The sequence below is a fragment of the Yoonia sp. TsM2_T14_4 genome (assembly GCF_049602355.1).
Lineage (GTDB): Bacteria > Pseudomonadota > Alphaproteobacteria > Rhodobacterales > Rhodobacteraceae > Yoonia > Yoonia vestfoldensis_A.
The window spans coordinates 2062551-2076375 of record NZ_CP187137.1; the positions used below are offsets into that span (position 1 = coordinate 2062551).

11 protein-coding genes are annotated in these 13825 nt (G+C 62.5%); 6 read left to right on the forward strand and 5 right to left on the reverse strand.

Features of this window, described 5'->3' with window-relative positions:
- The first annotated feature begins 9 nt into the window (after positions 1-9).
- Positions 10-744, forward strand: coding sequence for a rhomboid family intramembrane serine protease (locus ACPF9B_RS10185; protein WP_040483345.1), 735 nt, complete (start codon positions 10-12; stop codon positions 742-744).
- A gap of 128 nt (positions 745-872) precedes the next feature.
- On the opposite strand, the gene ACPF9B_RS10190 is transcribed toward ACPF9B_RS10185, so the two are convergent.
- Both ACPF9B_RS10190 and ACPF9B_RS10195 read right to left on the reverse strand, forming a co-directional pair.
- A complete protein-coding gene (locus tag ACPF9B_RS10190; protein ID WP_007207006.1) occupies positions 873-1661 on the reverse strand; it encodes an inositol monophosphatase family protein in 789 nt (262 codons plus the stop codon).
- A gap of 65 nt (positions 1662-1726) precedes the next feature.
- On the reverse strand, positions 1727-2632 hold the full coding sequence (locus ACPF9B_RS10195) for a LysR family transcriptional regulator (RefSeq protein WP_040483344.1): 906 nt from the start codon (positions 2630-2632) through the stop codon (positions 1727-1729).
- A gap of 91 nt (positions 2633-2723) precedes the next feature.
- On the opposite strand from ACPF9B_RS10195, the gene metF reads away from it, so the two are divergent.
- Both metF and ACPF9B_RS10205 read left to right on the forward strand, forming a co-directional pair.
- Positions 2724-3590, forward strand: a complete 867-nt coding sequence (gene metF / locus ACPF9B_RS10200; RefSeq protein ID WP_007207004.1) for a methylenetetrahydrofolate reductase [NAD(P)H] — start codon at positions 2724-2726, stop codon at positions 3588-3590.
- Positions 3591-3627: 37 nt separating this feature from the next.
- The gene (locus ACPF9B_RS10205) at positions 3628-4113 is read left to right on the forward strand and encodes a PaaI family thioesterase (protein ID WP_424177181.1); all 486 of its coding nucleotides are present in this window, start codon (positions 3628-3630) and stop codon (positions 4111-4113) included.
- Here ACPF9B_RS10205 and ACPF9B_RS10210 read toward each other — a convergent pair.
- Positions 4075-5142, reverse strand: a complete 1068-nt coding sequence (locus tag ACPF9B_RS10210) for a DUF2235 domain-containing protein (protein WP_424177183.1) — start codon at positions 5140-5142, stop codon at positions 4075-4077. The genes ACPF9B_RS10205 and ACPF9B_RS10210 overlap by 39 nt on opposite strands.
- Entirely contained in the window at positions 5129-7429 is a 2301-nt protein-coding gene (locus ACPF9B_RS10215; RefSeq protein WP_424177185.1) for a xanthine dehydrogenase family protein molybdopterin-binding subunit, read from the reverse strand. The genes ACPF9B_RS10210 and ACPF9B_RS10215 overlap by 14 nt, the downstream gene beginning before the upstream one ends.
- Positions 7430-7554: 125 nt before the next feature.
- On the opposite strand from ACPF9B_RS10215, the gene ACPF9B_RS10220 reads away from it, so the two are divergent.
- Both ACPF9B_RS10220 and ACPF9B_RS10225 read left to right on the forward strand, forming a co-directional pair.
- A complete protein-coding gene (locus ACPF9B_RS10220; protein WP_424177187.1) occupies positions 7555-10476 on the forward strand; it encodes a valine--tRNA ligase in 2922 nt (973 codons plus the stop codon).
- An 82-nt stretch (positions 10477-10558) separates the two neighbouring features.
- Positions 10559-11668 carry a pyridoxal phosphate-dependent aminotransferase gene (locus ACPF9B_RS10225; RefSeq protein ID WP_424177189.1) on the forward strand — a complete coding sequence of 370 codons (1110 nt, stop codon included), beginning with the start codon at positions 10559-10561 and terminating at the stop codon, positions 11666-11668.
- A 61-nt stretch (positions 11669-11729) separates the two neighbouring features.
- Here the strand turns inward: ACPF9B_RS10225 and ACPF9B_RS10230 are convergent, their stop codons facing one another.
- Entirely contained in the window at positions 11730-12905 is a 1176-nt protein-coding gene (locus ACPF9B_RS10230; RefSeq protein ID WP_424177191.1) for a pyridoxal-phosphate-dependent aminotransferase family protein, read from the reverse strand.
- A 170-nt stretch (positions 12906-13075) separates the two neighbouring features.
- Here ACPF9B_RS10230 and ACPF9B_RS10235 point away from each other — a divergent pair, with 170 nt between their 5' ends.
- Entirely contained in the window at positions 13076-13807 is a 732-nt protein-coding gene (locus ACPF9B_RS10235) for a YgfZ/GcvT domain-containing protein (RefSeq protein WP_424177193.1), read from the forward strand.
- Positions 13808-13825 lie beyond the last annotated feature (18 nt).

Here is a 13825-nt window from a genome sequence, read left to right on the forward strand (position 1 = left end):
CGCGGCATGATGCTGCCCATCCGCGACCACAACCCGTCCGAGGCCACACCTTATGTCACGCTGACCCTGATCGGGGTCAACGTGCTGGTCTATGTCTGGGGGCTTGCCACGCTACAGACCGATCTGCAGATCAACCGGTTCTATTTCAACTATGCACTGATCCCGGTGCTGTTGTCCGAAGGGCAGAATGCCGCGGCGCTTGTCACGTCGATCTTTCTGCATGGGGGCTTCATGCATCTGGCCGGCAACATGCTGTTTCTCTGGATTTTCGGCGATAATCTGGAAGATGAAATGGGCCACCTGCCCTTTCTCGCCTTCTATCTTGCCTGCGGCATAGGCGCGAGCCTTGCGCAATTTCTAGGCGATCCCACTTCACAAGTGCCGATGGTGGGTGCCTCTGGTGCCATCGCTGGCGTGATGGGCGGCTATCTGCTGCTATTCCCCAAGGCGCGCGTGGATATCTTTATCTTCTTGATCATCTTTTTCCGGCTCCTGCCGATCCCCGCGTGGATCTTGCTGGGCCTGTGGTTCGGGTTGCAGATCCTTGGCGGGCTATCGGTCGATACATCCGCAGGCGGTGTAGCCTATTGGGCGCATGCCGGTGGCTTCGTGATGGGGCTTGCCTTGACGGTGCCGGTCTGGATCAGGCGCGGCGCGCGTGGATATTGGCAGCGCACCGAAGGCCGCCCGCCCCATCCCGAAGCGCGCTATCGCCGCAGCAGCGTGCCAATCGTGCGCCGCTGACATCTTCTTATTTCTATAAATACTCATCTTCTATCCCGGATGAAATCCGGGATTGGGGGCTTTGCCCCCGCGCCCCGGACCACGTCCGGGGCTCCCCCAGGATATTTGGGCTCGGACGATGAGGCGGCTCACGCCTTGCGGATCACCTTGGCGAAGGTCTCGAAAATCGCCTCGTTTGCACAGATAACCTGACCGCTGCCGATGATATCGGCCTCGGCTTGCAGAGGTTCCACAATCCCGCCCGCTTCGCGCACGATCACCAGACCGGCGGCCATGTCCCAGGATTTCAGCCCGCGTTCCCAGAAACCGTCATACCGCCCCGCCGCCACATAGGCGAGATCGAGGGCGGCCGCCCCGAACCGGCGCACACCCGCACAGGCGGGCAACAGGCGCGCAAGATCCTGCAAGGTTTCAGGCAGATCGGCGCGGCCCGCGAACGGCAGGCCGGTGGCAAAGATGCTTTCAATCAGCTTATGGCGGCCAGACACGCGCAAGCGGCTTTCGTTCAGCCAGGCGCCGCCGCCTTTTTCAGCATAGAACATCTCGTCCTTCACCGGATCATAGATCACGCCAGCAACGATCTGGCCCTTGTGTTCCAGCGCGATGCTGACCGCCCAATGCGGCAGGCCGTGCAGGAAATTCGTGGTACCGTCCAGCGGATCGACGATCCAGCGGCGGGTCGGGTCTTCGCCTTCGATCTCGCGGCCTTCCTCGCCCAGAAAGCCGTAAGACGGGCGCGCATGCAGCAAATCCTCGCGGATCATCTGTTCGGCGGCGCGGTCGGCGCGGGTAACGAAATCGCCCGGCCCTTTGGTGCTGACCTGCAATTGTTCGACCTCGCCAAAGTCCTTGAGCAAGGCGCGCCCCGCCTTGCGGGCGGTTTTCATCATCACGTTGAGATTTGCGCTGCCAGCCATCTGTCTTGCCTTTGGTTCGGGATCAAGGGCTGCCTATAGGCGGCAATGCGCATGAGGGCAAGGCATCAGCCGCGTTGCAGCTTAACCGCTTCCTGCCGCGCCAGCCGGATCAGATGCGCCATATAGGGGCGACTGGTGTCATCGCTGCGGGTCGCGGCATAAAGCCTGCGGGTAATGCCCGCGCGCGTCAGCGGACGGGTGATGTAATCGGAATGATACCGCACCTGCCGCACCACCCAATCAGGCAGCACCGCTACACCGCGATTGGACGCCACCAGCAGCAGGATGACAGCCGTCAATTCCACCTGCCGCACTGCCGCCGGTTCCACCTTGGCCGGTGTCAGCAGCTGCGAAAAGATATCAAGCCGCGCGCGGTCCACCGGATAGGTGATCAGCGTCTGGCCGCGAAAATCCTCGGCCTCGATCACGTCCTTGGCAGCCAGAGGATGCTGGGCTGCGGCCACGAACACCGGTTCGTAATCAAACAGCGGGGTGAAATCGGTCTCGGGCAAATCCTCGGGGTCGGAGGAAACGACAAGATCGACATCCTCGCGCCGCAGCGCGGGCAAAGCGTCAAAGGCCAGACCGGGGCGGATATCGACATCGACCTCGGGCCAGGCCTTGCGGAATTGTTCCAGCACCGGAAACAGCCATTCAAAACAGGCATGACATTCGATCGCGATATGCAGCCGTCCGGCCTTGCCCGATACCAGACCCGAAAATTCCGCCTCCAAGGCAGCGACCTGCGGCAAGATCGCCTCGGCCGCGGCCAGCATCTTCATCCCCGCCGACGACAGGCGCAGCGGCTTGGACCGGCGCACGAACAATTCCACGCCCGCCTGATCCTCGATCCCCTTGATCTGATGCGACAGGGCCGATTGTGTCATGTTCAACTGATCCGCAGCACGCGCCAGCCCGCCGGTGTCATGGATCGCCTTGATCGTGCGCAGATGGCGGAATTCGATGTGCATGTGAATGTTCTTCATGAAGTTAGTGAAGGTTATGAATTTGTCTCAACTTCATAAACGTGACAAAACGACAAGGCAAGCAAGAGGTATTGTCATGTCCACGCCCACCGTTTCCTTTGAATTCTTCCCGCCAAAATCGCTCGAAGGGTCGTTCCGGCTGTGGGATTGCGTCAATACGCTGGCCCCGCTGGACCCGACTTTCGTGTCGGTGACCTATGGCGCGGGCGGCACGACACGCCAGTTGACGCATGAGGCGGTCAGCACCATCCACCGCACCAGCGGGCTGAATGTGGCAGCACATCTGACCTGCGTTGATGCCACCCGCGCCGAAACGCTGGACATCGCACAGAATTATGCCGCCGCCGGTGTGCGCGAGATTGTGGCCCTGCGCGGCGATGCGCCCAAAGGGCAGGCGACATTCACCCCCCATGCGGACGGTTTCGCAAGCTCTGTCGAGTTGATCGAAGCCTTGGCTGAGACCGGCCAGTTCACCATCCGCGTCGGGGCCTATCCTGAAAAGCACCCCGAAGCTGTCGATCAGGCCGCCGATATCGCCTTTCTCAAGCGCAAGATCGATGCCGGTGCGACATCCGCGATCACCCAGTTCTTTTTCGAGGCCGACACCTTTTTCCGGTTCCGCGATGCCTGCGCCAAGGCGGGAATCACCGCGCCGATCATTCCGGGCATTCTGCCGATTGAAAACTGGTCCGGCGCGCAGCGGTTTGCGGACCAATGCGGCACCCATATCCCGCAGGTGATCCGCGATGCATTCACCAATGCCACCCGCGACGGCACGACCGACCTGCTCGCCACGGCGCTGGCGACAGAGCTGTGCGACGATCTGGTGCGCGGTGGTGTGGATCATCTGCATTTCTACACGCTGAACCGGCCAGAGCTGACGCGCGACGTGTGCCATGCGCTGGGCATCACGCCCAAAGCACGGTTGCAAAACGTCGCCTGACAGGCGAGCCTGCGCCCGAAAACACAAAGGCGCGCCGATGTTCATTGCGAAAACCCCAGCCGATCTGCTTGATCTGGACACTATCCTGTCCATGTCGGGCCTTGATTTCATGCTATCCATGCAGCGCGGCGAGATCAGCCGCCCCCCGATTTCGGGCCTGATGAATTACCACCTGCACGAAGTCGCGGCAGGTCGCGTGACCTTTCGCGGCACGCCTGCATTCGAGCATGCCAACCCGATGGGCGGCGTGCATGGCGGCTGGTATGGCACCTTACTGGACAGTTGCATGGCCTGTGCTGTGATGACGCTGGTGCCCAAGGGATCGGTTTATACCACGCTCGAATACAAGGTGAACCTGACCCGCGCGATCCCCATCGGGACCGAGATTCTGGCTTCCGGCATCAGCGATCACGCAGGCCGCAGCACGGGTGTCGCGCATGGGGAAATCAGGGGTGCCGCCGATGGCAAGCTTTATGCAACCGGATCAACCACTTGCCTGATCATGCGCCCGTCGCAAGAATGACCGCCGCTGCACCCGCTGTGCGATGCTGTCGTGCAGCCGTTCGGACGGGTCACGCCCGATCACCCGCCTGCGCCGCGCGATGAACAGCCGCGCCCAGCCGCGCCAGTTGCCGATAGACGGCGCATTCACATCCTGCGCAAACCTGTCGCGCCAGCCTGCGGGCAAAGGCACGGCGCAAGCCTCGAGCCGGTCAAGCATCCAGACCAGCGGGATATTGGCCAGCGGGCGTGCTGGCGGATAGGCACGCACCTGCCCGCCGACATCGGCGTGATTGCCCTTGAACCAGACCTGTTCGACATGCCCCTGCCATCCGGGCGGGCAGGACCACAGGACAGGCGTATATGCCTTGCGCCGTTCATCGCGGGCCAGCGCGTGAAAGCCGTGCCGCACATGCGGGGCCAGTTCGGCAGAATGGAAATTGTGCTGTTCCTGCCCCCAGCGCCAGACGAGCGGAAACCGCAAGCCCAGCGCCTTGACGGTGTCCCAGACGGCAACAGCCTCGATCTCGACCTGAGGATGGCAATGCAGGCGGCGGAAGGCGGCCGCATATTGGCTGCGCCCGCCGGTGCGGTAATGCCGGTAGGCCTGCGTCACGTTGCGTTCGGTGGCCGCATCCGCGCGCACCAGCCCGACCATGCCGATCACCCCCGCCAATGACCGCACGGCAAAAGCACCGCGTGAATAGCCGATCAGCACGATCCGGTCACCGGGCCGATAGCGTGACGCGATCACGCCATAGGCGCGCCTGATCGTGCGGTTGATCCCGCGTCCGGTGATCACATCCAGCGTCGTCGCCCAGTCACGCCATTGAATCCCCGCCTCGTAATAGACGGTCATATTCGCGCCCTTACTGCCCTCGCGCAGCAGTTTGAAGGTCAGGCCCGCGTTGGTTTCCGCCCCCGGGTCCAGCGACGACATCGTGCCATCCATGATGATGACATGGATCGCCGGACCCCGCTGGCGGATTGCGGCCTCTTCGGTGCGCGGTTTGCGCCCGAAAAGACCGAAAACCCAATCACGCAGCCGCATCGGCACCCTGTGCTGCGCTGATCGCCTGCCAGACGCGATGCGGGGTAAAAGGCATGTCGATCTGCGTCACGCCGACATCCTGCAAGGCATCTATCACCGCGTTGCTGATCGCGGCGAGCGCGCCGACCGTCCCCGCCTCGCCACAGCCTTTCATGCCCATCGGATTGTAAAGCGATGGCGTGCATTCGGTGGCAAAGCCGATCATCGGCAAATCGTCCGCGCGCGGCATGGCATAATCCATGAAGCTGGCCGACAAAAGCTGCCCATCCGCGTCGAACACCGCGCGTTCGGTCAGGGCCTGCCCAATCCCTTGGGCGACACCGCCATGGACCTGCCCCTCGGCCAGCATCGGGTTGATCAGATTGCCGAAATCGTCAACCACGGTATAGCGGTCGACACTGACGACACCGGTGGCGGGGTCGATTTCCACCTCGGCCACATGCGCGCCATTGGGGAAACTGCGATTGTCGAGCGTGATGGTCGCAGAATGGCGCAACAGATCATGGCGCCCCGCCGCGCGGGCCAGATCGGCCACCTCCAGCATGGTGGGGGTCAGGTTGGACCCGTTGATGCGGAAACGTTCATCGTCAAAGCGGATCGCGGCGGCATCCACTCCCTCGGCCTCGGCCAGAAAGGCGGTAAAGGCGTCGCGGATCACCGCCACCGCCGCCAGTGTCGCGGTGTTCTGCACAGTCACCGACCGCGACCCGCCCGTGCCGCCGCCCGTGGGGATGCGGTCACTGTCGCCTTGCACCACGGTGATACGATCGGCGGGGATACCGGTCTGATCTGCCAGAAACTGCGCATAGACGGTTTCATGCCCCTGCCCGTTGGATTGCGTGCCGACATAGATCAGCGCGCCACCCGGCGTGAATTCAACGGCGGTGGTTTCATCGGGATCGCCAAGGATGCTTTCGATGTAATAGCACAGGCCCTGCCCGCGCAATTTGCCCTGCGCGGCCGATGCGGCCTTGCGCGCGGCAAAACCGTCGCGGTCAGCGTTGCGCCCGGCGGTGTTCAAAACCTGCATGAAATCCCCCACGTCATAGGTCATACCCGTGACGGTGGTATAGGGAAATTGTTCAGGTTTGATGAAGTTGCGCGCCCGCAATTCCCAAGGATCAACACCCAATTGGCGCGCCGCGGCGTCCATGCTGCGTTCCAGCACGAAAATCGCCTCTGGCCGGCCTGCGCCGCGATAGGCATCGACGGGGGTGGTGTTGGTATAAATACCGCGCGTGCGCATATGGGCGGTCTGAACATCATAGGTGCCCATCAGCACTTTGGCGAACAATTCTGTCTGGATCGCTTGGGCGAATTGCGAATTATAAGCGCCCATATTGGCGATCGTATCAAGCTGATACGCCGTGATCCGATGGTGAGCATCAAAGGCAAGTGTCGCGGTCGTCGTCAGATCGCGGCCCGCGTTATCGGTCAGCATCGCCTCGGTGCGCTCCGACATCCAGCGCACGGGGCGGCCCAGCACGCGCGCGGCATGGGCCACGCAAAAGGGTTCAGGATAGCGCATGCCTTTCATCCCGAAACCGCCACCGACATCGGGGGTGGTCACGCGCACATCCGCGTCATTCAGGCCGAAATGATGGATCAGGTCGCGTTTGGTGGCCCAGACGCCCTGCCCGTTGACGGCGACATGCAACCGGCCATCCGTGACCTCGGCAAAGCACCCACGCGGTTCCATCGCGTTCACGATCACGCGGTTGTCAAACACCTGCGCCGTGACGACATGGGCGGCAGCGGCGATGGCCGCGCGTGTCGCATCCGCATCGCCCAGCGCCCAGTCAAAGGCAAGGTTGCCAGGCGCTTCGGCGTGGATCGCCACGCCGCCGATTTCCAGTGCCACATGGACAGGCAGATCATCAATTTCCAGTAAAATCGCCTCGGCCGCATCGCGCGCGGCCTGCATCGTTTCAGCGACAATCATCGCCACCGGCTCGCCCACATGGCGCACGTGGCCCTGCGCGAGAATGGGGCGGAGGGGGGCCGCCGCGCGCGACCCGTCGCTGTTGCGCAACACCTTGCCCGCCAACCCCATCCGCACCCCCGCCGCCACCAGATCATCCGCGGTGACGACCAAGGCCACCCCCGGCATCGCGCGCGCATCCGCCACATCCAGCGCCGTGACCCTGCCATGTGCCACAGGCGCGCGCAGAAAAAACGCGTGCAGCGCGCCCGCCGGGGCGACGTCATCGACATAGCGCCCTGCGCCCGTCAGAAAGCGCAAATCCTCGACCCGCGTCACCGACTGGCTTTTGCCGAATTTTTCCATGCTGATCCCCTTGAATGGCTTGTCCAGACCCTAGCGGGCGAAACTCCCAAGTCCAGCCCGAACAAACCCTTTCCCTTGGTGTGCGCGCTTGGTATCTGGCGACAAGCCGAAAAAGGACAGCACTGATGCCGATGGAAAAGACTTTCAACGCCGCCGAGGCCGAAGCCCGCCTTTATAAAATGTGGGAAGAGGCCGGCGCCTTCAAAGCCGGGGCCAACGCCAGCCGGGATGAGACGTTCTGCATCATGCTGCCGCCGCCCAATGTGACGGGGCATCTGCATGTCGGCCACGCCTTTAACCATACCTTGATGGATATCCTGACGCGCTGGAAACGGATGCAGGGGTTTGACACGCTGTGGCAGCCGGGGCTGGACCATGCGGGGATCGCCACGCAATTGATGGTGGAAAAGGATCTTGCCGCCACGGGCCAGCCCAAACGGGTCGAGATGGGGCGCGAGGCCTTCCTGAAAAAAGTCTGGGACTGGAAAGGCGACAAGGGCGGTGTGATCGAACAACAGGCACGGCGTCTGGGCGACAGCATGGATTGGTCACGCTCTGCCTTTACCATGTCAGGCGCGGATTCAGCGCCCGCCACCGAACCTGCCGGCAATTTCCACGACGCCGTGATCCGCGTTTTCGTGGATATGTACAACAAGGGCCTGATCTATCGCGGCAAGCGTCTGGTCAATTGGGACCCGCACTTTGAGACCGCGATTTCCGACCTCGAGGTCGAGAATATCGAGGTCGACGGCCATATGTGGCATTTCAAATACCCGCTGGCGGGTGGCGAAACCTATGAATATATTGAAAAAGGCGAAGACGGCAACGTCACCTTGCGCGAGATGCGCGATTACATCTCCATCGCCACGACGCGGCCCGAAACCATGCTGGGCGATGGCGCTGTTGCCGTCCACAAGGACGATCCGCGCTATGCGCCCATCGTGGGCAAGCTGTGCGAAATCCCCGTCGGGCCGAAAGAACACCGCCGCCTGATCCCGATCATCACCGACCCCTACCCCGATCCGACCTTCGGGTCAGGTGCGGTGAAAATCACCGGCGCGCATGATTTCAACGATTATGAGGTCGCCAAGCGGGGCAATATCCCGATGTATGCCTTGATGGATACGCGCGGTGCGATGCGCGCTGACGGGCGGCCCTATGCCGAAGAGGCAGCGATTGCGCAGGCCATCGCCAATGGGGATCAGAATTTCGACGAGGCAATGATCGCCGCGATGAACCTTGTGCCCGACGCGTATCGCGGGCTGGACCGGTTCGAGGCGCGTGCGCGTGTGGTGGCCGATGTAACGGCCGAAGGTCTGGCCGTCATGGTCCCCGCCCCCGAACCGGGGCCTGAGGCAGCGGCAAACGCCGAGGTCCCGGATCAAGTCCGGGACGCGCCCACCATGATCCCCTTGGTCGAAGCCAAAAAGATCATGCAGCCATTCGGCGACCGCTCGCGCGTGGTGATCGAACCGATGCTGACCGACCAATGGTTCGTGGATACCGCCAAAATTGTTGGCCCCGCGCTGGAAGCGGTGAAACAAGGCCGCACCAAGATCATCCCCGAAAGCGGCGAAAAAGTCTATTACCACTGGCTGGAAAATATCGAGCCGTGGTGCATCTCGCGCCAGCTTTGGTGGGGGCATCAAATCCCGGTGTGGTTTGCCGCCGACGGCAGCCAATATTGCGCCACCACCGAGGCCGAAGCACAGGCGATGGCCGGCCCCGACACCGCGCTCACGCGCGACCCCGACGTGCTGGACACATGGTTCTCCTCAGGCCTGTGGCCTTTCGGCACGCTCGGCTGGCCCGCTGACGACCCCGCGATGAAATACTTTCCCGGTGACGTCCTGATCACCGGACAGGATATCCTGTTCTTCTGGGTCGCCCGCATGATGATGATGTCACAGGCCGTCATGGCCCAGGACCCGTTCCATACGATCTACCTGCACCAGCTCGTCCGCGACGCCAAGGGCGAGAAGATGTCGAAAACCAAGGGCAATGTCATCGACCCGCTGGACATGATCGACCAATATGGTGCCGATGCCTTGCGGTTCTCCAACGCGCAGATGGCGGCCATCGGCGGCGTGCTGAAAATCTCCGAAGACCGGATCAAGGGCTACCGGAACTTCGGCACCAAACTCTGGAACGCCTTCAGCTTTGCCGACCATTACACTATCCCCTATCCGGGCGATCCCACACGGCCAGAGGCGACCCTGACGCTGAACAAATGGATCATCGGTGAAACAGGCAAGCTGCGCGAAACCGTGGATGCGGCCCTACACGCCTACCGGTTCAACGATGCGGCGGATGCGCTTTATGCCTTCACATGGGGCAAGGTCTGCGACTGGTATCTGGAATTCTCCAAACCGATCCTGCAAGGCGAGGATGCCGCCGCAAAGCTGGAAACCGAACAAACTCTGCGCTGGGTGCTGGATCAATGCCTGATCCTGTTGCACCCGATCATGCCCTTCATCACCGAAGAACTCTGGGGGCTGGCAGACACCCGCGCCAAAATGCTTTGCCACGCCGATTGGCCAAGCTACGGCAGCGCACTTGTCGACACCGACGCCGACCGCGAAATGAACTGGGTGATCGGCCTGATCGACAACACCCGTTCGGCGCGCGCGCAGGTCCATGTGCCCGCAGGCGCACAGGTGCCGCTTCTGGTGACGGGGCTTGATGGCAAAGGCCAATCCGCTTGGGATAACAACGCCGCCCTGATCCAGCGGCTGTCACGGATCGACAGCCTGACCCATGTCGACAGCTTTCCCAAAGGCTGCGTCACGATTCCAATGGACGGCGGCACGTTCGGCCTGCCTCTCGCAGGGTTGATCGACGTCGCCGCCGAAATCGCACGGCTTGAAAAGACTTCCCAGAAACTCGCCAAGGAACTGGGCGGCCTGCGCGGACGGCTGAACAACCCAGCCTTCGTGGCCTCCGCGCCCGATGACGTGGTGGAAGAGGCCCGCGCCAACCTCGCCTTGCGCGAAAACGAAGACACCCAGATCAAGGCGGCCATCGCGCGACTGCAGGAACTGGGCTAAACACGGCGGGGGCCATCCGCTTGGCCCCCCACTTCTTATTTCCAAAAATACTCCCCGCGCGGAGCGCATAAAAGTTTTCACGATGACCCATCCCCGCCTGACCCCGCTTGCTGCCTCACTCCCCGCCACAGTCCCTTTTGTCGGGCCAGAGGCGCAGGAGCGCGCCCGCGGGCAGGTCTTCACCGCGCGGCTCGGGGCCAACGAAAGCGCCTTTGGCCCCTCGCCCCGTGCCATCGCCGCGATGCAACAGGCCGCGACCGAGGTCTGGATGTACGGCGACCCCGAAAGCCATGATTTGCGCACAGCCCTTGCCGCCCATCACGGCACAGACATCGACAATATCATGGTGGGCGAAGGGATCGACGGGCTTTTGGGCCTGCTGGTGCGGCTTTACATCAGCGCGGGTGACAGCGCGGTCACATCGGACGGAGCCTATCCAACCTTCAACTACCACGTCACGGGTTTCGGCGGGGTGCTGCACAAGGTGCCTTATGCGGGCAATCACGAAGACCCCGCAGCCTTGATCGCCAAGGCGCATGAAACCGGCGCGAAACTGGTCTATATCGCCAATCCCGACAACCCGATGGGCAGCTGGCACCAGGGCCATGTCATCGCAGACATGGCAGCAAACCTGCCCGCAGATTGCCTGCTGCTGCTGGACGAGGCCTATATCGACCTTGCCCCCCATGGCACCGCCCCCGATATCGCGGCGGATACGCCCAATGTGATCCGCCTGCGCACCTTTTCCAAAGGACATGGCATGGCCGGGGCGCGGGTGGGTTACGCCATCGGGGCAGCAGATGTGATCGCGGGCTTTCAAAAGGTGCGCAACCATTTCGGCATGTGCCGGATGTCGCAGGCCGGCGCGCTGGCCGCCTTGCAAGACAGCGCATGGATCGACCACGTCCGCACAGCCATCGCCACGTCGCGCGCCGCAATAGGGCGCATCGCGGCCGCCCATGGGCTGACCGCCCTGCCATCCGCCACGAATTTCGTCACCATCGACTGCGGGCAGGATGGGGCCTTCGCACGCGCGGTGCTGACAGCATTGGTCGCAGATGGCATTTTCGTCCGGATGCCCTTCGTGGCACCGCAAGACCGCTGTATCCGCGTCAGCTGCGGCACCCCCGACCAGATCGCCGCATTCGGCCAGAGCCTGCCGCAGGCGCTGGACCGGGCGAAAGGCGGCTGAAACCGCAACATAGGTGCTTTGGGTAGGCAGGCAACGGCGGTGGCGGGCCTGCTGCGGCGGGTCAGGCGGTGGCAATCACGCTGGACGCAGCCTCTAACGCGCCGCGGCCATGCGGAATATCCAGCGCCTTCAGCCCCGCATCAATCGTGCCCAGCGCGCCCATGATCATATGGGCATTCACATGCCCCATATGCCCGATGCGGAAATAGCCATCCGCAGGCACACGCCCCAGCCCGATCCCCAGCGTCAACCCGCAGCGATGTTCGCACCAATGGCGCAGCTTGTCGCCCAAGGGTGCGCCAATCCCGGCGGATGTCACCGCATGCGACCGATGCGCCGAATCCGCAACATTCAGATGCAGCGGGCCATCCGCCGACCAGCAGTCAAACGCAGCCCAGATCGTGCGGGCCAGCGTGGCATGGCGGGCAAAGACATTGTCCAGCCCTTCGGCCAGCATGATGTCAAGCGCCGCACGCAGGCCATACAGATGATGTGTTGGCGCGGTGCCGTTGAAATACTGGTGAAACAGCTCTGGCGCGGCCCGCGGGCGCCAATCCCAATATCGCGTCACGCAATCGCCGCGCGCGGCATCGGCCTTGGCGTTGAACCAGACGAAACTGATCCCCGCAGGCGTCATCAGCCCTTTCTGGCAGCCCGCAACCATGACATCGACGCCCCAGGCGTCCATCTCGAACCGGTCACAGCCCAACGACGCGATGCAATCAGCAAACAGCATCGCCGGATGGCGCGCGGCATCAATGGCCGCACGCAAGGCAGCGATGTCATTCTTGACGCTGGTCGATGTATCGACATGTACGGCCAGCACCGCCTTGATCCGATGTGCAGTATCGGCTGCCAGATGCGCGCGCACACGGGCAGGATCGACAGGCGCGTTGACGCCGAAATCCAGCGTTTCGACATGCACACCCATCTGCGCCGCCATCTCGCCCCAGCCGATGCAGAACGGGCCTGTCGCCAGCACCAGCACCGTGTCACCGCGCGACAAGGTATTGGCCAATGCAGCCTCCCAGGCGGCATGGCCGTTGCCGATATAGATCGCGACCTTGGATTTGGTCATGGCGACAGCCTGCAGATCGGGGATCAGGCTGCGCGTCAGATCATGCAATTCTCCCTCATAGATATTGGGTGACGCACGATGCATTGCGCGCAAAACCGCATCGGGCATGACAGAGGGACCGGGGATAGCCAGATAGGCCCGACCATTGGAGAGTGACATGAATACGCTTTCTGAAAGGGTGTCGGGCGGACAGTAGCGCCGTGCTTGGCAGCGTCAACCAGCCCCACCTTGCCCTGTGCCCCCGTTTGCGACTAGACCAAAGGACAAACAATCGCCAAAGCCACCGCCGACTTGAACCGCCAGCAATTTTCGCAACAAGGAAAAAACCAATGTCTGACCGCATGGTCCTGTCGATCTCGGGCGTGGACCGGGTGTCATTCCTGCAAGGGCTGGTGACCAATGATGTGACCCGCGCCGCACAGGGCATCATCTATGCCGCCTTGCTGACGCCGCAAGGCAAGTTCATCGCCGATTTCTTCGTGCTGGGGCAGGATGACCGGCTGTTGGTGGATGTCGCACAAAGCCATGGTGCAACCTTGCTGCAACGCCTGAGCATGTACCGGCTGCGCGCGGCGGTGCAGATCGGGCAGACCGATCTGGTGGTGTCGCGTGGAACAGGTTCCACGCCACCGGGTGCTTTGTCCGACCCGCGGCACGCGGGCATGGGGTGGCGGCTCTATGGCGACAGCGACATCAGTGACCAGACCGATTGGGATGCTTTGCGCGTCGCCCATCTGATCCCCGAAACCGGGATCGAACTGACGCCCGAAACCTATGTGCTGGAAGCCGGGTTCGAGGCGCTGCACGGCGTCGATTTCCGCAAAGGCTGCTATGTCGGACAGGAAATCGTCGCACGGATGAAACACAAGACCGAATTGCGCAAAGGTCTGGCGCGGGTGCGCATCGACGGTGCGGCCCAGCCCGGCGATCCGATCACGGCAGATGGCAAGGATACCGGGGTGTTACACACGATCAGCGGCGATCACGCCATCGCCTATCTGCGGTTCGACCGCGCCACCGGCCCGATGCAGGCCGGCAGCGCAACGATCACATTCGCATAGAAACATCCGGCATCTTCC

Bases quoted from the DNA above. Each gene is read 5' to 3' on its own strand.
- ACPF9B_RS10190 (WP_007207006.1), bottom strand. From the start codon at position 1,661: ATGGCTGGCAGCGCAAATCTCAACGTGATGATGAAAACCGCCCGCAAG.
- ACPF9B_RS10235 (WP_424177193.1), top strand. From the start codon at position 13,076: ATGTCTGACCGCATGGTCCTGTCGATCTCGGGCGTGGACCGGGTGTCA.
- ACPF9B_RS10195 (WP_040483344.1), bottom strand. From the start codon at position 2,632: ATGCACATCGAATTCCGCCATCTGCGCACGATCAAGGCGATCCATGAC.
- ACPF9B_RS10225 (WP_424177189.1), top strand. From the start codon at position 10,559: ATGACCCATCCCCGCCTGACCCCGCTTGCTGCCTCACTCCCCGCCACA.
- ACPF9B_RS10210 (WP_424177183.1), bottom strand. From the start codon at position 5,142: ATGCGGCTGCGTGATTGGGTTTTCGGTCTTTTCGGGCGCAAACCGCGC.
- ACPF9B_RS10185 (WP_040483345.1), top strand. From the start codon at position 10: ATGCTGCCCATCCGCGACCACAACCCGTCCGAGGCCACACCTTATGTC.
- metF (WP_007207004.1), top strand. From the start codon at position 2,724: ATGTCCACGCCCACCGTTTCCTTTGAATTCTTCCCGCCAAAATCGCTC.
- ACPF9B_RS10205 (WP_424177181.1), top strand. From the start codon at position 3,628: ATGTTCATTGCGAAAACCCCAGCCGATCTGCTTGATCTGGACACTATC.
- ACPF9B_RS10215 (WP_424177185.1), bottom strand. From the start codon at position 7,429: ATGGAAAAATTCGGCAAAAGCCAGTCGGTGACGCGGGTCGAGGATTTG.
- ACPF9B_RS10230 (WP_424177191.1), bottom strand. From the start codon at position 12,905: ATGTCACTCTCCAATGGTCGGGCCTATCTGGCTATCCCCGGTCCCTCT.
- ACPF9B_RS10220 (WP_424177187.1), top strand. From the start codon at position 7,555: ATGCCGATGGAAAAGACTTTCAACGCCGCCGAGGCCGAAGCCCGCCTT.